21 protein-coding genes are annotated in these 23,228 nt (G+C 38.1%); 17 read left to right on the forward strand and 4 right to left on the reverse strand.

Going from position 1 to position 23,228, the window contains the following annotated elements:
- Window positions 1–48 precede the first annotated feature (48 nt).
- On the reverse strand, window positions 49–678 hold the full coding sequence (locus ACMZ42_RS04835) for a hypothetical protein (protein WP_415730789.1): 630 nt from the start codon (window positions 676–678) through the stop codon (window positions 49–51).
- Between the two features lie 146 nt (window positions 679–824).
- Between ACMZ42_RS04835 and ACMZ42_RS04840 the strand changes: the two genes are divergently transcribed.
- From ACMZ42_RS04840 to ACMZ42_RS04910, 15 genes are all read left to right on the forward strand, one after another.
- On the forward strand, window positions 825–1,592 hold the full coding sequence (locus ACMZ42_RS04840; protein WP_370080098.1) for a tyrosine-protein phosphatase: 768 nt from the start codon (window positions 825–827) through the stop codon (window positions 1,590–1,592).
- 255 nt (window positions 1,593–1,847) lie between these two features.
- Window positions 1,848–3,233: an MATE family efflux transporter gene (locus ACMZ42_RS04845; RefSeq protein WP_370080096.1), complete on the forward strand. Its 1,386-nt coding sequence runs from the start codon at window positions 1,848–1,850 to the stop codon at window positions 3,231–3,233.
- The gene (locus tag ACMZ42_RS04850; RefSeq protein WP_415730790.1) at window positions 3,233–4,069 is read left to right on the forward strand and encodes a putative RNA methyltransferase; all 837 of its coding nucleotides are present in this window, start codon (window positions 3,233–3,235) and stop codon (window positions 4,067–4,069) included. Before ACMZ42_RS04845 ends, ACMZ42_RS04850 begins: the two co-directional genes overlap by 1 nt.
- 80 nt (window positions 4,070–4,149) lie before the next feature.
- Window positions 4,150–4,758: a lysophospholipid acyltransferase family protein gene (locus tag ACMZ42_RS04855; protein WP_370080092.1), complete on the forward strand. Its 609-nt coding sequence runs from the start codon at window positions 4,150–4,152 to the stop codon at window positions 4,756–4,758.
- Between the two features lie 276 nt (window positions 4,759–5,034).
- Window positions 5,035–5,499 (forward strand): low molecular weight protein-tyrosine-phosphatase, encoded by a 465-nt coding sequence (locus ACMZ42_RS04860; protein ID WP_415730791.1) that lies wholly within the window; start codon window positions 5,035–5,037, stop codon window positions 5,497–5,499.
- A gap of 453 nt (window positions 5,500–5,952) precedes the next feature.
- On the forward strand, window positions 5,953–6,672 hold the full coding sequence (locus ACMZ42_RS04865) for a YebC/PmpR family DNA-binding transcriptional regulator (RefSeq protein ID WP_370080089.1): 720 nt from the start codon (window positions 5,953–5,955) through the stop codon (window positions 6,670–6,672).
- Window positions 6,673–6,734: 62 nt separating this feature from the next.
- Window positions 6,735–8,030 carry an arsenic transporter gene (locus ACMZ42_RS04870; RefSeq protein ID WP_370080087.1) on the forward strand — a complete coding sequence of 432 codons (1,296 nt, stop codon included), beginning with the start codon at window positions 6,735–6,737 and terminating at the stop codon, window positions 8,028–8,030.
- A gap of 263 nt (window positions 8,031–8,293) precedes the next feature.
- Window positions 8,294–10,036 carry a methyl-accepting chemotaxis protein gene (locus ACMZ42_RS04875; RefSeq protein WP_370080085.1) on the forward strand — a complete coding sequence of 581 codons (1,743 nt, stop codon included), beginning with the start codon at window positions 8,294–8,296 and terminating at the stop codon, window positions 10,034–10,036.
- A gap of 86 nt (window positions 10,037–10,122) precedes the next feature.
- Window positions 10,123–10,698 carry a YdcF family protein gene (locus ACMZ42_RS04880; protein WP_370080083.1) on the forward strand — a complete coding sequence of 192 codons (576 nt, stop codon included), beginning with the start codon at window positions 10,123–10,125 and terminating at the stop codon, window positions 10,696–10,698.
- A gap of 74 nt (window positions 10,699–10,772) precedes the next feature.
- Window positions 10,773–12,470 (forward strand): M3 family oligoendopeptidase, encoded by a 1,698-nt coding sequence (locus ACMZ42_RS04885; protein WP_415730792.1) that lies wholly within the window; start codon window positions 10,773–10,775, stop codon window positions 12,468–12,470.
- Window positions 12,471–12,706: 236 nt separating this feature from the next.
- The gene (locus ACMZ42_RS04890; protein WP_370080079.1) at window positions 12,707–13,792 is read left to right on the forward strand and encodes an AI-2E family transporter; all 1,086 of its coding nucleotides are present in this window, start codon (window positions 12,707–12,709) and stop codon (window positions 13,790–13,792) included.
- Window positions 13,793–13,803: 11 nt separating this feature from the next.
- Entirely contained in the window at window positions 13,804–14,415 is a 612-nt protein-coding gene (locus tag ACMZ42_RS04895; protein ID WP_402870139.1) for an NUDIX domain-containing protein, read from the forward strand.
- Window positions 14,416–15,045: 630 nt separating this feature from the next.
- On the forward strand, window positions 15,046–15,510 hold the full coding sequence (locus ACMZ42_RS04900; RefSeq protein ID WP_370080075.1) for a hypothetical protein: 465 nt from the start codon (window positions 15,046–15,048) through the stop codon (window positions 15,508–15,510).
- Window positions 15,511–15,532: 22 nt separating this feature from the next.
- Window positions 15,533–15,724: a hypothetical protein gene (locus tag ACMZ42_RS04905; RefSeq protein ID WP_370080073.1), complete on the forward strand. Its 192-nt coding sequence runs from the start codon at window positions 15,533–15,535 to the stop codon at window positions 15,722–15,724.
- Window positions 15,725–15,742: 18 nt separating this feature from the next.
- Window positions 15,743–16,354 carry an alpha/beta hydrolase gene (locus tag ACMZ42_RS04910; protein WP_415730793.1) on the forward strand — a complete coding sequence of 204 codons (612 nt, stop codon included), beginning with the start codon at window positions 15,743–15,745 and terminating at the stop codon, window positions 16,352–16,354.
- A 54-nt stretch (window positions 16,355–16,408) separates the two neighbouring features.
- Here the strand turns inward: ACMZ42_RS04910 and ACMZ42_RS04915 are convergent, their stop codons facing one another.
- From ACMZ42_RS04915 to ACMZ42_RS04925, 3 genes are all read right to left on the reverse strand, one after another.
- A complete protein-coding gene (locus ACMZ42_RS04915; protein WP_415730794.1) occupies window positions 16,409–18,520 on the reverse strand; it encodes an MMPL family transporter in 2,112 nt (703 codons plus the stop codon).
- A 112-nt stretch (window positions 18,521–18,632) separates the two neighbouring features.
- Entirely contained in the window at window positions 18,633–19,649 is a 1,017-nt protein-coding gene (locus tag ACMZ42_RS04920; RefSeq protein ID WP_370080067.1) for an inorganic phosphate transporter, read from the reverse strand.
- A 20-nt stretch (window positions 19,650–19,669) separates the two neighbouring features.
- Complete coding sequence (locus tag ACMZ42_RS04925) at window positions 19,670–20,290, reverse strand: DUF47 domain-containing protein (RefSeq protein WP_249074778.1); 621 nt, start codon at window positions 20,288–20,290, stop codon at window positions 19,670–19,672.
- 726 nt (window positions 20,291–21,016) lie between these two features.
- On the opposite strand from ACMZ42_RS04925, the gene ACMZ42_RS04930 reads away from it, so the two are divergent.
- Window positions 21,017–21,703, forward strand: coding sequence for an ABC transporter ATP-binding protein (locus tag ACMZ42_RS04930; RefSeq protein WP_370080063.1), 687 nt, complete (start codon window positions 21,017–21,019; stop codon window positions 21,701–21,703).
- A 1-nt stretch (window position 21,704) separates the two neighbouring features.
- Window positions 21,705–23,024 carry an ABC transporter permease gene (locus tag ACMZ42_RS04935; RefSeq protein ID WP_370080061.1) on the forward strand — a complete coding sequence of 440 codons (1,320 nt, stop codon included), beginning with the start codon at window positions 21,705–21,707 and terminating at the stop codon, window positions 23,022–23,024.
- Window positions 23,025–23,228: the final 204 nt, after the last annotated feature.

Raw genomic sequence — 23,228 nt, forward strand, 5'->3', positions numbered from 1 at the left:
GGATAACTGATCCGCTTAGAAGAGAAAGTGATCAGGTAGAGTGGATAACTACCCCGCTTTGAAGCAGAAGTGATCGGGTAAAGTGGATAACTGATCCGCTTTGAAGCAGAAGTGATCGGTTAGAGTGGATAACTGATCCGCTATGATGAAGAAGTGATCAGGTAAAGTGGATAACTGCTCTGCTTTGAAGAGAAAGTGATCGGTTAGAGTGGATAACTGATCCGCTTTGATGAAGAAGTGATCAGGTAAAGTGGATAACTGCTCTGCTTTGAAGAGAAAGTGATCGGTTAGAGTGGATAACTGCTCCGCTTTGATGAAGAAGTGATCAGGTAAAGTGGATAACTGCTCTGCTTTGAAGAGAAAGTGATCGGTTAGAGTGGATAACTGCTCCGCTATGAAGCAGAAGTGATCGGTTAGAGTGGATAACTGCTCCGCTATGAAGCAGAAGTGATCGGTTGGAGTGGATAACTGATCCGCTATGATGAAGAAGTGATCAGGTAAAGTGGATAACTGCTCTGCTTTGAAGAGAAAGTGATCGGTTAGAGTGGATAACTGCTCTGCTTTGATGAAAAAGTGATCAGGTAGGGTGGATAACTGATCTGCTTTGATGAAAAAGTGATCAGGTAAGGTGGATAACTGATCTGCTTTGATGAAAAAATGATCAGGTAATACGGCCATCTCCCCGCTTCAATAAAGATTCGCTGAAATCCCCCCTCAGCGTTCAAAGTAGCGTATGACATTCCCTAGTGCGAAAATTGGTATTATATCGAATTGTTCTATAATATAGAGGTAAGCATGCTTGCTAACAGAGAGAGGTGCAGTGAATGAAACAGTTTGATATGAAGATTGTTCCGTTTGAAGCAGTTTATAATTTTCGTGATATGGGTGGTTATAAGTCGAGAGATGGGCGTACTGTTAAGAATGGTTTGATTTATCGTTCAGCAGCACTTGGTAAAATGACGAAAACAGATAAGGAGCTATTTAAAACGCTAGGTGTGAAAACAATTTTTGATTATCGAGACAACCATGAGGCTCAAAATAATCCTAATCCGGTATTTCCGTATGCCAAGTATATTCAAATACCAGCAAAGGGAAATCATGCTTTTGAGATGCCTACAAACACTGGTGGAAAAGATTTTTATAAGGTTGTAAGCCTAGAGATGTTCCGAGAATTTTATGCACAAATGCCTTTTAATAATGACTCGTTTAAAAAGTTAATAGCAACGATTCAACAACCTGAAAATTTAGGGCTTGTTCACCATTGTGCGGTTGGGAAGGATCGAACAGGTATTGGCAGCGCACTTATTTTACTGGCGTTAGATGTACCTGAGGAAACGATCATGGAGGACTATTTAGATACAAATGTACATCTACGTCCCTTAGTAGAACGAATGGCTCAGACAATTCAGCAAGATTATAGCGATCGAGAATTACAGCAATTTTACGCCTTAATGTCTGCCCGTGAGGACTATTTACAAGCGGCATTTGATGCAATGGATAACCGATATGGTTCTAAGACTGCTTTTTTAGAGCAAGAGTTTGGTTTAACAACAGAAAAACGTAAGCAATTGCATGACCATTGCTTACTATGATAAGAAACCCTTTCGCATAAAATTGTGAGAGGGATTTTTTACGTATTATACTACCTTTACAATGTTTCGTTATAAATACTCTTTACACCCTAAAAATCTATGATAAGATACTATATATTTTTATCCCGCTGTAACGGGCAGTCATTTAACTGTACCGAAAGCGAAGCGTCAGGTACAAAACTCTCATCTCAAAATCGGTAGTTGGGAGATTAACTGCCCGTAAAATTCTTATGAAGCGTATAGGAGAAGTTGAAATTGTCAGACACAGTAAGAGAAAGTGATATAAAAGAGACAAATAAGTTAAGCTTGTTCCATTTAACGTGGCCGATATTTTTAGAAGTATTTTTATTTATGTTAATGGGACTAGCAGATACTTTTATGCTTAGTGCTTTATCAGATAATGCAGTATCAGGGGTTGGTGCAGCCAATCAGTATATTCATATTGCAATTTTAATACTTGAGGTAGTTGGTAATGGTGCTTCCATTGTTGTATCTCAATACTTAGGTTCAAGGCGCTTTTTTGAAGCTGCGAAAATTTCTGCTTTAGCAGTAACGATGAATTTGGTCGTTGGACTAATGATGAGTGTCTTATTTTTCTTCTTTTCGAGTCATTTAATGACCATGATGAACTTGCAGGGAGAAGTGCTTAAATATGCCCAAAGCTATTTGGCAATCATAGGAAGCTTTATTTTTTTACAGGCAATTATAAATGCGTTAGCAGCGATTATCCGTGTACATGGATGGACAAAGCAAACGATGTATGTATCACTAGGTATGAATGTGCTACACGTTGTATTAAACTACGGTTTAATCTTTGGTAACTTAGGATTACCGGAGTTAGGTGTAAAAGGAGCGGCTATTTCCTCAGTTGTAAGCCGAGGATTAGCAGTTCTTGTGTTTTTCTGGCTGTTGTATCAAGTGATGGAAGTAAGGGTGAAGTTAGAATATTATTTCGAGTATTCAAAGGAATATGTTCAAAAAATATTAAATATAGGCTTACCGTCAGCATTTGAGCAGGTGCTTTATCAGTTCTGTCAGATTGTCTTCCTTTATTACGCAACGTATTTAGGCACAGAGACACTTGCTGCAAGACAATATGCTATGAATATTTCGATGTTTACGTATTTATTTGCGATTGCAATCGGGACGGGCACAGCTATAATTATTGGGCGAAATGTCGGTGCTGGTAAAAAAGATCAAGCTTATCATCAGCTTTGGTTAAGTGTACGAGCAGCTTTTGCCTTTACGATAACTATGGTTGTAGTTGTGACGATATTCCGTAAGCAACTTATGCATGTTTTCACTGATAATCCAGAGGTAATAGCCATCGGGGCATCTGTCCTAGCATTAAGCATTCTGCTTGAAACAGGGCGTACAATGAATATTGTAGTTATTAACTCATTGCGTGCCTCGGGGGATGCAAGATTCCCGGTGAAAATCGGTTTCTTATCAATGGTATGTATGAGCCTCCCACTCGGGTACTTGTTCGTATTCGTTTTACATTGGGGGTTAGTAGGTATTTGGCTAGCGATTTCGGCAGATGAATGGATGCGAGCCATTATTGTATACTTTAGATGGAGAAGTCGTAAGTGGGAGCGTTTTGCACTTGTTTCACCTACAGAACAAAAGGAGACGAATTAATGGGAGCACTTTCTAAAAGAGCTGCAGGGGCAGCCTTAATGGATAAAAATATGACACTTTTTGCTTGTCCAATTTGTCAGGAGTCAATGAGTGTATTTGAGCAGGGTAGATTAGTATGTTCCTCAAATCATTCTTTTGATATTGCCAAGCAAGGCTACGTCAATATGCTGACACATGGTGCTATTTCTAAGTACAGTAAAGACCTCTTTGAATCTCGAAAAGCGGTTATTGATAGTGGCATCTATGATTTAGTAGAAGATAAAATCGGAGAGCTAATTGCTAATGCAGAAACCGTGCTTGATACAGGGTGTGGTGAGGGTTCGCATTTAGCCCGTATTATGGAAGATAAAAAAGATAACAGTATTGGCATAGGTATTGATATAGCAAAAGAAGGCATACTTGCTGCATCCCGACATTATCCAGAGCAAATTTGGTGTGTTGGTGATTTAGCGAAAAGTCCATTTGCCAAATCAAGCTTCGATGCCATATTAAATATTTTATCGCCTGCCAATTACGAAGAGTTTAAACGTTTATTAACTCAGAATGGTTGTGTTGTTAAGGTTGTACCTCAAAGCGGGTATCTACATGAGCTTCGATCACAATTATATGCGGATTCTACAAAAGAGTCGTATTCGAATGAACAAATCGTTGCTCGGTTTAAAGAAAGCTTTGCCGATGTCAGTGTAGACCGTATTACGTATACGGTACCGCTAGCTACAGAGCTTGTACCGGCTCTGCTTGAAATGACACCGATGGGCTGGCATAAAAAAGAAGACGCTAATATTCAGTTAAATGAAATTACGATTGATGTTGATGTATTAGTGGGAAGAGTCTAGTTATTTCACAAGCAATTGCAGTATACTGGTCTTTTCGATTACAATGGGAATAACTATTGAAAATAAGGTAGGAATGAACAGTGTATAAATTTATAGCAAATCTTGTCAAAGTGATATTAAAATTAACGGGCTCAAAGGCGCGTGTATATGAGGAGCAAAACTTACCGAAGGAAGGTGGGTTTATTATTGCATGTACGCACACAGGCTATGTTGATATTTTAAATCTTGGGGTTTCAATGACTCCTCGAGAAATTCACTTTATGGCTAAAAAGCAATTGTTTGATATAAAAGGCCTTGGCTGGCTTATAGAGCGTTTAAATGCCTTTCCGGTTGACCGTGACAATCCAGGACCAAGTGTTATTAAAATCCCTTCACAGTTATTGAAAGAGGGTAAAATCGTAGGGATTTTCCCATCTGGTACAAGAAATGCTGAGGGTTCGGATTTAAAGCAAGGTGCAATTACTATAGCACAGTTGTCTAAAGCTCCAATTGTACCAGCTGCTTACGTTGGTGCGCGTAATGCTGGCGATGTTTTTAAGCGCGGTAAGGGTTATCTAATTTATGGAGAGCCATTTTATGTGACAGGCAAAGGTAAAGAAGGGCGCGAGGAATTTACACATCGCCTTGAACATGAATTAGTAACGTTAACTGAAGAATTAGAGAAGCGAATTGCGGCAGAAAAGAAATAAAGTGAAACATATTTAAAGGACTCCCTGTGAAGAATACAAACCTTCACAACCTTTTGAAGTGGAGTAGCTTCCTACTGGTTAGCTTAGAAGGCACTCAGAATCATTGATTTTGAGTGCTTTATCTTGGATTCAGCAATATTTTCTGTGCGAAAGCGAAGCGACAGCAACAAATGTTTTCTGTGCGAAAGCGAAGCGACAGCAACAAATGTTTTCTGTGCGAAAGCGAAGCGACAGCAACAGTTACGCCAAGCGAAATTGATTGAGGAGGATATAAAAATGATTCGAGTACTTTTTGTGTGTTTAGGGAATATATGCCGATCACCAATGGCTGAAGCGGTCATGCGTAATCTAGTTGAAAAAGAGCATTTAAGTCATAAAGTTGAGGTAGATTCGGCTGCAACAAGCTCTTGGCATATTGGCGAACCACCTCACAGAGGAACACAAGACAAGCTAAAAGAATATGGCATCTCAACGAAGGGTATGCAAGGACGACAATTACAAAAAGATGACTTTGAAAATTTTGATTACATTATTGGCATGGATGAAAGCAATATACGTAACATCCGAACGATGCTTGGCAATCCTGATTCTCCAAAGATTTTCCGCTTTTTAGATTTAACCGACCATCGAAAAGACGTGCCTGATCCATACTATACGGGAGATTTTCAAGAAACCTATGATTTAGCCTTAGAAGGTTGTCATGCACTATTAGAAAAAATCAAAGTAGAAAACCAATTGTAAAGTGCCTCTAAGTGAAACAATTTTCTGGACCACACCAAAAGTTGAGGATGACATTCAAAACGTATGCTATGTATATAAGTTGATTGGAGTGGAGGCTGGGCGACTCCTTGGGGATCAGCAATAGAGGAACGAAGGCTAAAAGCATCACATCCTGTGATAACGCCTTCGTGACCAACCTCGTGTTGGCCCGAAACCCTGCAGCGAAGCGAAGCGGCAGCAACAAAGCGCCCAGCCGGAACGGAAATCAACCACACGTTATGGTGATGATCTGATTTTTTAAAAATTTATTCTTTAGAAAACGACCTTAAACATTGGCATATCTAGCTTTGTAAGCATCATTTGTGTTATTATTTTCAGAGTAAAGATACGAGAAGTATTTAATCACCATTTACAGATGTGCAAGTGTACATCTATTATTTTGATAAACTTTTAATTTGAAAGAGAGTGGAAACTATGGGTCGTAAGTGGAATAATATTAAAGAAAAGAAAGCGTCTAAAGACCAAAGCACAAGCCGTATCAATGCAAAATTCGGACGTGAAATTTATGTGGCAGCTAAATCAGGCGAACCAGATCCTGAGTCAAACCGTGCCCTTAAAGTTGTTCTTGAACGAGCAAAAACATACAGTGTTCCTAAACATATTATTGAAAAAGCAATCGATAAAGCGAAAGGTGGCGGCGATGAAAGCTTCGACGAATTACGTTATGAAGGTTTCGGACCAGCTGGTACTATGTTAATCGTCGATGCTTTAACGAATAATGTTAATCGTACTGCTTCAGATGTACGTGCAGCATTCGGTAAAAATAATGGGAATATGGGTGTCAGTGGATCTGTTGCCTACATGTTTGATTCAACAGCAGTTATCGGTTTAGAAGGTAAATCAGCAGATGAAGTTCTTGAAATTTTAATGGAAGCAGATATTGATGCTCGTGATATTCTAGAAGAAGATGAAGCTGTTATTATTTATGCAGAGCCAGAACAATTCTTTGCAACGCAAGAAGCTTTAAAAGCAGCTGGTGTTGAAGAATTTACTGTAGCAGAGCTTTCAATGCTTCCTCAAACGGAAGTAGAATTAACTGGTGACGACGTTGCGAAATTTGAAAAATTAATTGATGCATTAGAAGATTTAGAGGATGTCCAAAACGTTTACCATAATGCAGATTTAGGCGAATAATATAAATTATAAAACCAGTAGCAATTTTTAAAGCTACTGGTTTTTAATTAGGGAGGAAAACGGTGCAAGCTCTTTTAGCGATTGCTATATTTTTAGTAACTTTATTTTTTGTAATAGTGCAGCCACGTAAAATATCAATCGGCTGGTCTGCTTGTATTGGTGCTGCAATTGCGTTGTCGCTCGGGGTTGTTACTTGGCAAGATGTTGTTGAGGTAACAGGGATTGTTTGGAATGCAACGTTATCGTTTATAGGGATTATTTTCATTTCACTTATTTTAGATGAAATAGGATTCTTTGAATGGTCTGCCCTCCATATGGCACGCATCGCCAAGGGAAGTGGTATCCGCTTATTCATTTATCTTTCCTGTCTAGGTGCTGTTGTTTCAGCGTTATTTGCAAATGATGGTGCAGCCCTAATACTAACACCAATCGTTCTAGCGATGATCCGTAAGTTAAATTTAAGCGATAAAATGGTCTTTCCATTTATTATTGCAAGTGGCTTTATAGCAGACACAACATCATTACCGTTAGTCATTAGTAATTTAACAAATATTGTGTCGGCAGACTATTTCGATATTGGATTCATGGAATATTTCTTACATATGCTGATACCGAACTTAGTTTCTTTACTGGCAAGCATTGCTATACTTTATATAGTCTTTCGTCGTTCGATTCCAAAAGAATATTCACTTGAAGCAGTTGATAATCCAAAGCTGGCAATTCGTGATACGAGATTATTTTTATTATCATGGTATGTTATAGCGATATTATTAGTTGGTTTCTTTACGAGTGAGTTTTTCAAAATTCCTGTGTCATTTATTTTATGTGGTGTAGCGGCTATCTTTTTCTTACTTGCACGACGTAGCCATACTGTAGATACAAAGAGAGTTGTGAAAGGGGCACCGTGGAATATTGTGTTCTTTTCGATCGGTATGTATGTCGTTGTTTACGGTTTGAAAAATGTAGGAATGACTGGATTGCTAGCAAGTTTATTAGAGCACGCGATACAACAAGGGTTGATGGTATCGACAATAACGATGGGGTTTGTAGCAGCAATTTTGTCAGCTATTATGAACAACCTACCAACTGTCATGATTGATGCATTAGCTATTGCTGAAACTAGTGCAACTGGCATTATTAAAGATGGGCTTATTTATGCAAACGTCATTGGCACTAATTTAGGTCCTAAAATGACACCTATTGGCTCACTTGCAACATTGTTATGGCTCCATATACTGGCGCAAAAAGGGATAAAAATTGGCTGGGTTCAGTATTTAAAGATAGGTATTATCTTAACAATCCCAACTCTTTTAGCTACTTTAATAGCTTTAGTGACTTGGATTATGATCATATCATAGGTAAATAGAATAAAATCAAAAAACTATTTTTCTATAAGGCATATCGCTGTAGAAAGATAGTTTTTTCTGTTTTTCTAGCTCATCGGTCGCCTTCAGGAAAGCGCCCCAGCCTACCCATCAACGTTATGGTGATGAAGCATATCTGGGTAAAAAGGCGAATAATTCATACATAAATTACGTTTTACCCATTGTGAAAAATTTCAAATCATAACATAATATAGATTAATAGTCATAGTGACGAAGAGAAAAGGGGGGGCTAAAGCATGAAGTTTTCACGTTCGATACAGGGGAAACTAATTATCATTTCGTTAGCACTATTAATTATTCCTAGTTTAGTAATAGGGTTGGTTAGTTATAACAAAGCGAATAAAGGAATGGAGAATATTGGCGAACAAGTTATCAAAAATAGTGTTGAATCTACTTTGCAATTAATCGAGCTTGCAAATGAGAGTGTTAAAAGAGGCGACGTTCCTTTGGAAGTTGCACAGGAACGGGTGCGGGAGGCACTTCTAGGGCCTAAGGATAGTGAAGGCAAAAGGCCAATTAATTACCCTGGAGACTTAGGGAAGTATGGTTATGTATATGTTTTAGATGAGAAAGGGACATTAACAACCCATCCGACTCGAGAAGGGGATAGTTTATGGAATGATAAAGATAATAGTGGCAATTACTTTATCCGAGAAGTAATCGAAAAAGCACTTGCTGGTGGAGGATTTACACAATATGAGTTTGCGCTACCGGGTCAAGATGTAATAGCTCCAAAAATAATTTATTCTGTAAAGGATCCTAATTGGGGATGGATCATTGCATCGGGTACATATATGCAAGACTTTAATAAAGAAGCTAATTCATTATTACTCGTTATTGGTATTACATTATTAGGAGCCATTATTATAGGTACTGTGGTTGTCATAATGATTTCGAGACATTTAGCTTTACCAGTGAAAAAACTATCTAAACGCGTACGCGAGGTAGCAAAGGGGAATTTAACTGTAGAAATTGAAAATCTACAACGTTCAGATGAGATTGGTCAGTTAAATGAAGGATTTAATGAAATGGTTGATCAACTGAAAACATTAATTACAGATGTAGAGGAAGCTATTGTAGAAATTCAATCGACATCGTCAAATTTAACATCTGTGGCAGAGGAAACAAACGCTTATGGAGATGAAATAGTAAAAGCGATAAATGAGGTCTCGGACGGTGCGGTAAAGCAAGCTTCAGATGCTGAAGATACGAATCGAACTGCCGTTGATTTTGCCCAGCAGATTGAGGTATTGCATGACAAAAATGAAGTAATGCTTGATGCATCTCAACATATGAAACGATCAAATCAAGAGGGGCTCTTAAATTTAAACCGCTTAAAAGAGACATCACACGAGTCTTCGGAATTGATTAATAATGTTTATGCTGTATTTAATAGCTTAATTGTGAAGGTAAGGGAAATTGAAGGCATTGTCGGTACCATTACCGAAATTTCTGATCAGACGAATCTACTTGCATTGAATGCATCGATAGAGGCGGCTAGAGCTGGTGAGCATGGCAAGGGCTTTGCAGTCGTTGCTGAGGAGGTGCGGAAGCTAGCGGACCAAACATCTGTAGCAACTGAGCTAGTGCGCACAACCTTAAAGGGAATCGAAAGTGAAACTAATTTAGTGAACGATGAGATGAAAAAAACAAATGTCATTGTTCATCAGCAAAATGATTCGGTTGCCATCACAGAGTCGTCCTTTAAGGAAATTGAATTGGCCGTAGAGAAAATTATTTCTGTTATTGGAGAAATGACTGCGGGAGTAGAATATTTGAATAGCTCAAAGGATAACATGATGCAATCTATCGAAAGTATTGCAATGATTAGTGAGAAAAATGCTGCTGCATCAGAGGAAGTAACAGCATCTGTTGATGAACAACAGCGTGCCATTCAGCTTGTTAGTGAATCTTCTAGTGATTTAACAGATGAAATAACGGCGTTACAGGAATCTATTAAGCGCTTTATATTAAGATAATCAATCGTGATGTTTGTACAGTAATTCTAGTACAAGCATCTTTTTCTTTGTCTAATCGTTAGTAAAGGTAAAGGGGGGGATGTAATGTGAAAAAATGGTTAATCAGATTAGGGGTTGTACTGCTCGTTATTTGTATAGCTGTTTATATTTGGCTCGGCGAGGAGATGAAAAAAGGTGCCCAGCCGGCTGCAAACGGAACAGCTACATACATGATTGTCCTGGGAGCGAAGGTAAAAGCGGGTGGAATCCCATCGCTTTCATTGGAAAATAGATTAGAAGAGGCTGTAAAGTATTTAAACAAATATCCTCATGTGAAAGTAATTGTTTCAGGTGGGCAAGGAGCGGATGAAGATCGGACAGAGGCTTCAGTAATGTTTAAATACTTACAGGACAAGGGGATAGATACTAACAGAATATTAGTAGAAGACCAATCTACTTCAACTTATGAGAATTTACTATTTTCTAAAGAACTTTTGCCTAAAGGAACTAAGAAAATAACGATTCTTTCTAATGATTTTCATTTAAAGCGTGCAAAATATTTAGCTGAGTCTTTAGGTTTTGAAGTAGATGTCGTTGCGGCAAAAACACCGAAATCAGTGGAAATAAAGTTAAATCTACGTGAAAGGGCAGCATTATTAAAAACCTATATAATTGGCTATTAATTTGTTTCTTAATAGTATAGATTTGGCATATAATAGAAATATCACGGGGTATATGACAGAAAGAGGGGACTTCTATGAAAATGTTTAAAGACTATGAATACAGCCGTCCAAATATCGAGGCAATGAAAGAGCAACAATTATCCTTAATTGACCAATTTAAAAATGCTCAAACGATGGACGAGCAAAGTGAAATAATTGAAAAATTAAATGGATTGAGCAATGATTACGCTACAATGGCAAACTTAGTGTACATTCGTGCTTCGATTGATACAAATGATGAATTTTATCATGCAGAACGCGATTATTTTGACGAAGTTGGACCTGAGTTGGAAGAGGTAACAACAGAATATTATAAAGCGCTAATCGTTTCACCATTTCGTGAGCAGTTAGAAGAAAAATGGGGTCAGCAATTATTTGATTTAGCAACCTATCAAATTAAAGGCTTTTCACCAGCAGTCATTGATCTAATGCAAAAGGAGAACAAGCTCGTTTCAGAATACAATAAACTTGTTGCCTCTGCGCAAATTGACTTTAATGGTGAAGCATTAACGCTTGCTCAGCTTGGACCATATGCAGAGTCTACTGATCGTGAAGTGCGTAAGGCGGCTACGGATGCACGCTTTGGCTTTTTTGCTGATCATGAAGAGGAATTTGATCGACTTTATGATGAGCTAGTTAAGGTGCGCCATGAAATCGCTGTTAAATTAGGCTATAAAAACTATGTCGAGCTAGGCTATATTCGAATGAATCGCATTGATTACAATGCAGAGATGGTAAAGAAATTCCGTGACCAAGTTCGTGATTTAATCGTACCTATTGCCACAAAATTATATGAGCGTCAGGCAAAGCGTATTGGTATTTCTGATTTTAAATTCTATGATGAAGCATTCAACTTTGTATCAGGAAATGCTACACCAAAAGGCGATCCTGAATGGATTGTTGCGAACGGTAAAAAAATGTATGAAGAGCTATCACCTGAGACTGGTGAATTTTTCAACTTTATGATTGATCATGAATTAATGGACTTAGTGGCGAAGAAAGGAAAAGAGAGTGGCGGTTACTGTACATTTATTGAAAACTATCACTCACCATTTATCTTCTCGAACTTTAATGGTACTTCTGGCGATATCGATGTGTTAACACATGAAGCTGGACATGCTTTTCAAGTCTATTCAAGTCGTAACATCGGAATCCCAGAATATTTATGGCCAACATATGAATCTTGTGAAATTCATTCGATGAGTATGGAATTTTTCACATGGCCATGGATGGAGCTATTCTTTAAGGAAGACACCGAAAAATATAAGTTCACACACTTAAGTAGTGGCTTGTTATTCCTTCCTTACGGTGTTGCAGTTGATGAGTTCCAGCATGTGATTTATGAAAATCCGAATATGACACCAGCTGAACGTAAAGCTGCGTGGAAAAAAATTGAGGAAACATATTTACCACATCGTGACTATGATCATAATAGCTATCTAGAAGCAGGCGGTATATGGCAACGTCAAGGACATATTTATTCAAGTCCGTTCTATTACATTGATTACACGTTAGCTCAAATTTGTGCATTCCAATTCTGGAAACGTTCACGTGAAGAATTTGAAGCTGCTTGGAAGGACTATGTTCATTTATGTGGTTTAGGTGGCTCTATGTCCTTTACGAAGCTTGTGAAAGAAGCAGGCTTAATTTCACCATTTGAGGACGGCTGTGTTGAATCGGTTATTGGTGATATTGAAGATTACTTAAATTCAGTAGAAGACACAAAATTATAGACTACTACGTTATGCGACATTAGTGGAAATTCGCGACACTCCTGTGGGAAAACAATCCGTCCGAGCTTTCTCAGATGCTATAGCATTTGAGGGGCTTGCGAGGATTGCCCGTTGGTGAGTTGCGAGTTTTTTAGTTTAGAAACTCTTTTATTTGGAAATTAAATAGTAGGATACTTGCGAAATGGTTAATATATAAGTAGTATTTTCAGTAACTGTGATAAAAGGAAGTGAAGAAAGTGACGAGGAAAGTTTGGTTTCAAGTAGGCGTAGGGGTTTTGCTTGTTCTACTAGTCATTAAATATTTTATAGAGATTCATTGGATTTTTTCGCCGCTTGTAATTATCTTAAAGGCTATTTTTATACCTTTGTTACTTGGCGGTGTTTTGTATTATGTTACGGAACCGATTCAAAGGTTTTTAGAGAAGCGTAAATTTCCGAGATGGGCAAGTATATTAACGATAGTCATTGGACTCATAGCGTTCGTTGGTGGCTTTGGTTGGATCGTTGGTAATCCGATTGCAGAGCAGGTTAATAATTTAGTGAAAAATGTACCAAAGATTAGTGCTAGCATTCAAGAGGCAGCTGATTATGTGCTAAATAACTATAACCAGGATAGCTTACCACCCCAGTTAAAAAACTTTATCGACAATATGGCGAATTCTGTGCAGGATATTGCCGTTGTGGCAAGTAAGGGGCTAGTATCGTTTTTACAATCAGTTGTATCTGCCTCTTTATTAGCTATTTTAATTCCATTCTTCTTTATTTTTATGTTGAAGGATCATGAAAAATTTGCACCATCGATTTATAAATATTTTAGTGGTGAACGTCGTGAATGGGTGAAGAAAACGTTAAGTGAAATTGATGGTGTTTTACGTAACTATATTCAAGGACAGCTGCAAATTAGTTTTTTACTAGCACTCATTATGTATGTTGGGTATTTAATTATAGGTTTAGATTATTCGTTGCTACTTGTTATATTCGCGTTCTTTATGAATATGATTCCGTTTATTGGACCATGGATTGCCTTTACACCAGCACTGATTGTGGCCATTGTTCAGGATCCAGTGTTAGTCATATGGGTGTCTGTTGTCACACTCGTGGCGCAGCAAATCGATAGTAACTTTATAACGCCTAATGTAATGGGGAAAACACTCGATATACATCCGTTAACAGTTATTACAGTTATTTTAGCAGCAGGTAATATTGCAGGTTTCATCGGTATTATCATTGCTGTACCATTTTATGCAGTATTAAAAGTGATCGCATCCAATATTTATGATGAACGTAACGTGATTAAGAAAAAGGCTACGAAGTCTGTATAGGAGTCGAAAAAATGGAACAAGAAATTGTGAAAGTTTTTAATGAACAGCATGAACAGATTGGGACAGCAACGAGAGCAGAGGTACATGAAAAAGGACTGTGGCATGAAACATTCCACTGTTGGCTTGTCAATAAGGACTATATCTATTTCCAAATCCGTAGTTCACAAAAAAAGGACTACCCTGGCTTGCTTGATATTACAGCGGCAGGGCATCTGTTAGCTGTGGAGACAGTAGAATCAGGAATTCGTGAAGTGAAGGAAGAGCTAGGGCTCGATGTCGACGTACACGAAGTTGTTAAAATGGGCATGACATCTTGTAGTATCGTTTCGGAAAACATGATAGACAATGAATTTTGTCATGTTTATATATATCCATTCAAACATGATTGGGAATCATTTGAACTGCAGTATGAGGAAGTGTCAGGGGTCGTTCGAGCAAAACTCGATGAGGCAGAGGCATTCTTTTTAGGAGAAACAGCTACTCTGAATATTGAAGGCTATGAATATTTCCCTGATGGTCAACGAGCGAAAGTTGTGCGTCCAGTAAGTACAGCACAATTTGTCCCTTACCGTGAACTATACGTTGCTCATGTTATTCAGTTTGTAAAAGATAAAATGTTATGAATTGTGGGGGTACTGGGTAAGTCTTCCGTAAGAATTCTGGCATAATTGTAAAAGGTAAAATCCGTTTCGCTTTCCGTGGACGAGGTATGAGCAACATCATTGTGCTCTTGCTTTTTCCTGGGAGTTTAAGCGGATTTTTTTGTCTTTATAGGAAAAATGATTAGGCTCTGATTTCTTGTCTCATCATCAATTTTGTTAAAGAGTATGTCATGTATAAACGTTGATCTTCGTTCCTACTGGGTGACTCCTTAGGGATTAGTAATAGAGGAAAGAAGGCTAAAAGCGTCACGTCCTGTGATAACGCCTTCTACGTTATAGTGATGTGATTTTCTAATTTGGGTCTCTCATCTTAATTTAGGGATGGCGTTTTGTTTAAACGTATGCTATGCGAATAAGTTGATTGGAGTGGAGATTGGGCGACTCCTCGGGGATTAGCGTCACAGATGAGACCCTGCAGCGAAGCGAAGCGGCTCATCGGACGCCCCCAGGAAAGCGCCCAATCGGAACGGAAATCAACATACACGTTATAGACATCAAACTTTACTTTTAGTACTACCTATTTTATTTCGATATAACAGGAAGAATAAGTTATACTGTAAGGTAGATTGAATAGAAAAGGAGCATTTTTATATGCTAACATTTGAACAAAAGCAAGCCATCATCGACTCATTTCCTGAACTTACGAAGAAGGAAATTTCATTAAAACGCTTAAATTATCACTTTATGGATAGCCTTTACGAAAAGACCATTGTTGTTGAAAAGCTACACCCAAATGGCAACGGCTTCGTCTTTGTTGGTGATTTATTGCGCTACGAGAAAGAAGCAAGCGATAAAGGTCTAGTCAATATTCGTGACTACGATGAACAACAACTTCGTGAAATTATTGAAGATGCCATTCAATATTTATCGGAAGAAGAAGAAGAGCAAGATCCGATTGAAGAGATTTGGCAAAATCGTGAAGGTATTCAATTAAAGCTAGCCTTTGAGCAACGTTCTTGGAATGTCTATCATGGTGAAAATTTAGAGGAAGCCTTTGGTACACAAGAAGCTGCGAAAGAATATTTACTAGAAGAAGGTTTTCGTAAAAAGAAATAAGTAATTCGGGGGATAAGAACGAATGAATGGGAAAAAAATAGTGGGAATAGTTATTGTTGTTGTTATAGCTGTTTGTTTATTTTCTGTATTTACGATTACGAAATTTTATAAAGACCATGAGGAACAGCCAAATAGTGAAAATCGAGAAATTAATAAGTCAAAGAGCTTGAATTTAATTTTGCCACAGGCTACAATTATCTCGAATTCAAGATAATTGAGAGGTGGACTGTAAATGCAGCACGTTTTTCATAAAGGAACAGATGAAACAAAACCGATTTTTTTACTGTTACATGGTACAGGTGGAAATGAACAAAGCTTAATTGGCCTTGCAAAGGAAATTGATGATACAGCAAGCATTTTAAGTGTTCGTGGAAATGTCCTTGAAAATGGTATGCCACGCTTTTTCCGTCGTTTAGCGGAAGGTGTTTTTGATATAGAGGATTTAATTCTCCGTACGAAGGAATTAAATGACTTTTTATTAGAAGCAGCACAGCAGTATGGCTTTGACCGTAATCGGGTGGTTGCTATCGGCTACTCTAATGGCGCAAATATTGCTGCTAGCCTATTATTCCATTATGAGGATGCACTAGCAGGTGCCATACTGCATCATCCAATGGTGCCTAGACGTGATATTGAATTGCCTACACTTTCTTCAATCCCTGTCTTTATCGGTGCTGGAACGAATGATCCAATGTGTACTGCTCAGGAATCTGAGGATTTAGAGGCACTTTTATCGTCGGCTGGGGCAGATGTGGCAACTGTATGGTTTAATTATGGCCATCAGCTAACAATGCCTGAGGTAGAAGCAGCAAAAGAATGGTACGACCGTATTTATTCAAAATAAGGAAAAATCCGCAACTTTTGCGTGAGGAAGAGCTCACGGAAGGTTGCGGATTTTTTATTTTTGCTTCTTCGCGAAGGGGAGCCACCAATTCCAGTCCCCAAATAGCTTCATAAGACTTGGAACGAGCATGAGACGAATAATAGTTGCGTCGAGGGCGACTGCAATAGCTATACCAACCCCAATTTGCTTCACTGGCATTACATCTGTAAAAGCGAACGCCCCTGTAATAACAATCATAATAAGTGCTGCTGACGTAATGATACGACTTGTAGAGGTTAGACCGTCAATCGTAGCACGTGTATTATCCGCCCCTTTTTGATATTCCTCTTGAATGCGTGATATTAAAAAGACTTCATAATCCATACTTAAGCCGAATACAAGACAAAATACAATCACCGGGATAATAAGGACGATTGTACCCGCTTCAATCCCCAAATGTCCGTATTGGAAAATATAGACGAGAATACCGAAGGCTGAGGAAAGTCCAATGATATTCATAATAATCGCTTTCAGTGGGATTAAAATAGAGCGGAAAGCGAGCATTAATATAAAGAACGTTGAAACGATAATAATGGATACAGCCAAGAAAATTTTATTAGAGATTTCATCGAAAATTTCTTGATTGAATTTCGCATGACCTCCAAGAGCAAAATCCACACCTAAATCTTTATCTTTCCATGTTCGAGCGAATTGTTGAGCGGTAGTTGATGAACCGGCTGCATCCAATGTAATTGGGATAAAGAGTTGCTTATCTTTAGAAAACGTATTTAGTATTGGTGTTAATTGTTCTGCCACTTGAGGAATTTTCAAAGAAGCAGTCAGTTCCTCGGGAGATTTAATGTTAGCCGTCGTATAAATGGTTGATACATGACTCACTAGAGGGTCATCAAGTAATTGTTCTTGAATATTGAAAATAAGCTCTCTTGCCTCACGATCTTCCCAGCCTTCCTTACGTTCTGCTAGCAAATATAAAGTTGAGGTATCGCCAAGTCCGAATGTTTTATCTAACTGATCATAAGCTGCACGTGCATCATATTTTGTTGGTAATGAATCCACCTGAGGAATTGTAAGTTTAATATCCTTCAACGGAATCATACCAATACCTAGTAATAGTAATGCCACAATAACGATGGTCACTGGATGTTTCATGACAAAGCCAGCAAAGCCACGCCAACGATTTGCTCCACCAGGCTTTACACGTAATAAACGCCATTTATTTAGGTTATCTCCTATTAGCATCATCGTAGCAGGTAGCAAGGTTAAGCCAGAAAGTACTGCAAGAAATACAACGATTGTGCCTCCTAAAGCGATATTGTGAAAAATTTCGACGTCAATGACAATCATGGCACCTAAGCCGATCATGACACAAACAGCAGAAAAGATGATAGAACGGCCAGCTGTCTCTATCGCTGTTTGAATAGCCTGTACAATGGATGCATGGGCACGTTCTTCGCGATATCGATTAATAAACAACAAGGCAAAATCGATGCTTAATGCAAGTCCAAGCATTGGTACTATATTTAATACAAAAATTGATAAATTGATATTACCGCTAAACAAAGTCAAAATTCCAAACGCAGTTACAACAGTAACAATGCCGATAATGATGGGTAAGATTGAGGCTACGACAGTACCGAAAGCAAGTAATAGCACTATGATAGCGATTGGTAAGCCTATTGCTTCCGCTGATGCTAAATCCTTTTGACTTGCTGTATTGATGTCTGCTGAAATAACAGGCCCGCCTGTAATGCTCACACCGTCATCCTCTATTAATGAACGGATGTCTTTCACAACATCAGGTAGATGATCAACATTATTTTTCATATGAATCATGGCATAAGCTATACCATTCTTTTGTAAAGAAGCATCATCAAGTGGTGACTGGATTGAATGAATCTCCTTAACTTTTTCTAATTTTTTTATTGTATCTTGAATTTTCTTATCGTCAGCTGGATTGAAGACGACCAAAATTGTATCGGAAGGCAAATCAAATGTTTTCGCAAGCTCATTTGTTACGTAGGTATGATCGCCTTTAACAAAAAAACCATCTCCATGAAGCTTACTTGGAAGTTGTATGGCAAACATAGCCATAGTAATGAAAATTACGAACCATAAGGCTACGATAGCTTTAGCGTGGGCTGTTATAAAGGCTGAAAAAGTTTTCATTGTAGGTACTATCCTCCTTTTAACATAGTGTAAAGGATGTGTCACATTTTGTCGTGTGACAATGTAAAGACTCCTGTTCAACAAGGAACAGGAGTCTTAGTATGCTTTCAAATTAAAAGAATAACGATAACAAAAAGTAAATAATAGCTGCCATAACTGCAGAAATTGGCATTGTAATAACCCAAGTAGTTACGATTTTTCGCGCCATCCCCCAGTTCACACCACGTACACGTTGTGCAGAGCCAACACCCATGATAGAGGAAGAAATAACGTGTGTTGTAGATACTGGTAGGTGAATTAATGTAGCACCGAAGATGACTGATGCAGATGCTAAATCTGCTGCAACTCCGTTCACAGGACGGATTTTCATAATTTTACCGCCGACTGTTTTAATAATCTTATAGCCGCCGATAGAAGTACCAAGCCCCATTGCAGTTGCCGCTGCAGCTCGTATCCAGAAAGGAATGTCATCTCCTGAATGCAAACCACCAGCGATTAACGCCATCGTCATAATCCCCATTGCCTTTTGTGCATCGTTAGTACCATGTGTAAAAGATTGAATTGCGGCAGTGAAAATTTGCATTGTACGGAAACCTTTATTCGTACGATATAAATTTAAGTTTTTAAACCATAATTTAAACAGTGTCATCATAATAAAGCCGGCGCAAATTGCAAGAATTGGTGATAGCACTAGGGCCATAAGGATTTTAGTAAAACCGCCATAGTTTAAAACTCCGAAGCCAGCAGATGCAACTGCTGCACCAGCAATGGACCCAATCAGAGTATGTGAAGAACTCGATGGAATACCGAAATACCATGTTAGTAAGTTCCAGATAATAGCGGAGATTAATGCTGCTAAAATAACGACTGATCCGGTCGTGTCTCCATCAAAAGCATTTAAAGAGAAAGGATCTACAATGTCTTTTGTTAAAGCCTTTGCAACACCGACAAAGGTAATAGCTCCTATAAAGTTCATCGTCGCAGCCATCATGATAGCTACACGAGGTTTCAATGCTCTAGTGGAAACTGAGGTTGCTATAGCATTTGCTGTATCATGGAAGCCATTGATAAAGTCAAATGTTAGGGCAAAGATAACGACCAGAACAGTTAGTATAATGATTGTGTTCATTGTAAGTGCCCATCTCCTAATTACGCGTTACGCATGATAATTGTTTCCATAGTATTTGCAACGTTTTGGCAATGATCAGCGATATCTTCAAGTTGTTCATATATATCTTTATATTTAATAAGTCGAATTGGATCTTTTTCATTTAAAAATAGTTGTTTAATAGACGAACGTTGTACTTCATCACATTCACGTTCATAGTCCTTAATAAGAATTGAGTGTGGGCGCATGCCAATAAGATTCTTTTTCTTTAACTCTTCCGTTGCTTTAACAATTTCATCAGCACTTTTTGAAATATAGCCTAAGAAAGTACGCATTGATTCATCAACCTCAGTTAGAGAGAACATCTCAAAATGAGCGATACAATGCTCCGTACCATCTAATACGTCGTCCATACGAATGGCGAATTCTAGAATGTCTTCGCGTTCGATAGGTGTCATAAATGATTTGTTTAGCATCACGATTAGTTCATGAATGAGCTTATCACCAGCTGTTTCGTAATTTTTCATAGTAATGCTAATCTCTTTTAAGTCAGCCACACTGTTAATACGAAAATCATTTGCGTAATGTACAGCCTCTCTCATATTCTCAGCAATTTTATGCAAAGCTATAAAGAAAGGGTCTTGTTTTTTTGAGTTAAGCATGTAAATCGAATCCTCCTGGATATAAATAAATTAGCCTCTAAACTTTACTATCATAACAAAATCTTTAAATTATCTACATAAAATTCTTCAATTCTACAGAAAACTTTACAATCCTGTAATATAAAATTTGTTCACAAAATAAGAAAGGTATCACTGTGTTTGTTTTTACTAATACAGGAAAAATGCCTTTAAGATAGGTTTTATAAAGAGATTTTCCTCTGTTTAATACAAAAAGATACTATTCGGACATAAAATTTCGAAAAATTTTCGGATGAATTGTAAAGAGAATGTAAAGGAATTGTTTTGCTAATAGTTTTCCATTTTCTTAAGAATATCTTCATTTTTATCCTTCAACTTTATTAAGAATTATTTACTACAATGAAGAAAGAAGGGTTAATAACCATAAGTTTGGGATGATATTTGTTAAAAACATATTCATGTATAGAAGTTGATTGGAGTGGAGGCTGGGCGACTCCTTGGGGATCAGCAATAGAGGAACGAAGGCTAAAACCATCACGTCCTGTGATAACGCCTTCGTGACCAGCATCGTGCTGGCCCGAGACCCTGGAGCGAGCCTCGCGAGTGAAGCGGCTCATCGGACGCCCCTAGGAAGCTTTGCTCTGTGCGAAAGCGAAGCGTCAGCAACAAAGCGCCCAGCCGGATCGGAAATCAACCCCCACGTTTTGGTGATGAATCTAAAGAAGGTGAAAGGGGAGTTTTTTGAAAATGATTCAAGTCGAGAACTTACAACATACATTTTTAATTGGAAAGAAAGGCAAGGAAAAGCAGGTTCCGGTATTAAAGGGTGTCAATTTTGAGGTGAAAAAAGGAGAGATTGTCGCAATTGTTGGTAAAAGTGGCTCCGGGAAATCAACCTTATTACAAATATTAGCTGGATTTATGAAATCTGAGCAAGGATCTATTAAGGTACACGGAATGGAAACAGCTCATCTCACTGAAATAGAAAGTGCTGCTTTTCGCTTGCAACAGTTCGGATTTATCTTTCAAAACTTTCAACTGATGCCAGGCTTAACGGCATTTGAAAACATTGAACTACCTTTGAAGTTACAGGGTATCAAGAAAGACATGCGTCTAGAAAAGGTAAAAAAATTAATGGACAAGGTTGGGTTAACAGAGGTGGCAGACCATTACCCAAATGAATTATCGGGTGGTCAGCAACAGCGTGTAAGTATTGCAAGAGCCTTAATTACAAATCCTCCTATTTTGTTGGCGGATGAGCCGACAGGAAGTCTTGATTCGGAAACAGAGCAAGATATATTGCTACTCATTCAAAGCCTAAACCGTGAGCTTGGTTTAACATTTGTCATCATTACTCACGACGAGGAAGTAGCAACGATAGCACATCGACGTTTCCGCATGTACGATGGGGAACTTGTAAAGGAGGAAGCATAATATGTTATTTAAAGATCAATTAGATTTTGTTAAACAGCATATAAAGAAAAATAAATTACGTGTGTTTATGACCGTGCTAGCGGCAACGATGGGCTGTGCATTTTTGATTGTCCTCGCATCAGTTGGGTTTGGGCTTCAGGATTCCATACGTAATGAAATATTATCAAATGAAAAAGTGACGAAAATTCAAGTGTTTGGTAATGATCAATTTACAGAGGACCAAATACATGAAATAAAAGGTATAGAACATGTGGAAACAGTACTCGAAACGATTACTGTCAATGCATCTGCACATTCATTTTTTGAGGACCGTGATACACAATCAGATTTATTCGTTGCTAATATGCATGATTTTGAGCAAGTGAATGGCAAGCTTGAAGAAGGAAAGTATCCAACAAAGCCAAACGAAATCGTTGTAGGTTATCATTTTGCTCAAACATTAGTCAATGATGCTGAGCGTAAAATTATTGAAGAAAAGAGTAAAAAAGCTGAAGCAGAAGACACGTATTATAATGGTAGTGAGGAAGGTTATAAGGACTCATTAATTGGTAAAGAGATCGAGTTATCATTAATGCCACGTACTGATGGGGCAGAAGAGACAAAGAAAATGAAATATACGATTGTCGGTGTTATGAAGAAGCCTTCTTATGATTGGATGATCAATAACTCTATCTATATGGATACAGAGCAAAAGCCGATGATAGCTACAAATTTAGCAGCACCTGGTAATGTTAAAGAGGATGAAATGTTTTATTCGGAATTTAATATTTTTGCAGATAGCATGGAAAATGTAAAGCCGATATTAGACAAACTAAAAGACAAGGGCTATAGCGTTTATTCAGTTACTGAACAATTGGATCAAATGAATGTATTTTTCCTAGTTTTAAAAATTGGTTTAATATTTGTAGGAACAATTGCTGTCTTGATCGCCTCGATTGGCATTTTCAATACAATGACAATGGCTGTTACAGAACGAACTCGAGAAATTGGTGTTTTAAAGGCGATTGGAGCAAGTCCTAAGCTTATTCAACGATTGTTCTTAATGGAAAGTACATTCATTGGTATTATTGGTACGTTGATAGCGGTAGCCATTTCATATGTTATTAGCTTTGTAGCAAATGCTGCATTACCTTTAATTCTAAAAGCTGCAACAGGGGAAGATGCTTTTAGTAGAAATGACATTACATTTTCCCTTATTCCTTGGCAGCTTGTTCTTATTGCATCAGCGATTAGTATTGGGGTAGCAATGATTTCAGGCTATCGTCCAGCACGTAAGGCCACAAAAATTGACGTTATTCAAGCATTACGACAAGAACTATAATAGTAAGGGCGGTCCAGAAATTATTGGACCGCCCTGTTAATTTGAATTGCGCAAATTAGAAATACCCGCGGAAGGAAAGAGAATACTCGCGAATTCTCATGAAATACTCGCGGAAGGAAAGCGAATACCCGCGCTTCATCATGAAATACTCGCGGAAGGAAAGCGAATACCCGCGCTTCATCATGAAATACTCGCGGAAGGAAA

This window comes from Lysinibacillus sp. NPDC056185 (genome assembly GCF_047737915.1).
Taxonomy (GTDB): Bacteria; Bacillota; Bacilli; order Bacillales_A; family Planococcaceae; genus Lysinibacillus.

Bases quoted from the DNA above. Each gene is read 5' to 3' on its own strand.
- ACMZ42_RS04910 (WP_415730793.1), top strand. From the start codon at position 15,743: ATGCAGCACGTTTTTCATAAAGGAACAGATGAAACAAAACCGATTTTT.
- ACMZ42_RS04930 (WP_370080063.1), top strand. From the start codon at position 21,017: ATGATTCAAGTCGAGAACTTACAACATACATTTTTAATTGGAAAGAAA.
- ACMZ42_RS04905 (WP_370080073.1), top strand. From the start codon at position 15,533: ATGAATGGGAAAAAAATAGTGGGAATAGTTATTGTTGTTGTTATAGCT.
- ACMZ42_RS04860 (WP_415730791.1), top strand. From the start codon at position 5,035: ATGATTCGAGTACTTTTTGTGTGTTTAGGGAATATATGCCGATCACCA.
- ACMZ42_RS04885 (WP_415730792.1), top strand. From the start codon at position 10,773: ATGAAAATGTTTAAAGACTATGAATACAGCCGTCCAAATATCGAGGCA.
- ACMZ42_RS04900 (WP_370080075.1), top strand. From the start codon at position 15,046: ATGCTAACATTTGAACAAAAGCAAGCCATCATCGACTCATTTCCTGAA.
- ACMZ42_RS04840 (WP_370080098.1), top strand. From the start codon at position 825: ATGAAACAGTTTGATATGAAGATTGTTCCGTTTGAAGCAGTTTATAAT.
- ACMZ42_RS04875 (WP_370080085.1), top strand. From the start codon at position 8,294: ATGAAGTTTTCACGTTCGATACAGGGGAAACTAATTATCATTTCGTTA.
- ACMZ42_RS04915 (WP_415730794.1), bottom strand. From the start codon at position 18,520: ATGAAAACTTTTTCAGCCTTTATAACAGCCCACGCTAAAGCTATCGTA.
- ACMZ42_RS04850 (WP_415730790.1), top strand. From the start codon at position 3,233: ATGGGAGCACTTTCTAAAAGAGCTGCAGGGGCAGCCTTAATGGATAAA.
- ACMZ42_RS04925 (WP_249074778.1), bottom strand. From the start codon at position 20,290: ATGCTTAACTCAAAAAAACAAGACCCTTTCTTTATAGCTTTGCATAAA.
- ACMZ42_RS04865 (WP_370080089.1), top strand. From the start codon at position 5,953: ATGGGTCGTAAGTGGAATAATATTAAAGAAAAGAAAGCGTCTAAAGAC.
- ACMZ42_RS04935 (WP_370080061.1), top strand. From the start codon at position 21,705: ATGTTATTTAAAGATCAATTAGATTTTGTTAAACAGCATATAAAGAAA.
- ACMZ42_RS04895 (WP_402870139.1), top strand. From the start codon at position 13,804: ATGGAACAAGAAATTGTGAAAGTTTTTAATGAACAGCATGAACAGATT.
- ACMZ42_RS04920 (WP_370080067.1), bottom strand. From the start codon at position 19,649: ATGAACACAATCATTATACTAACTGTTCTGGTCGTTATCTTTGCCCTA.
- ACMZ42_RS04835 (WP_415730789.1), bottom strand. From the start codon at position 678: ATGGCCGTATTACCTGATCATTTTTTCATCAAAGCAGATCAGTTATCC.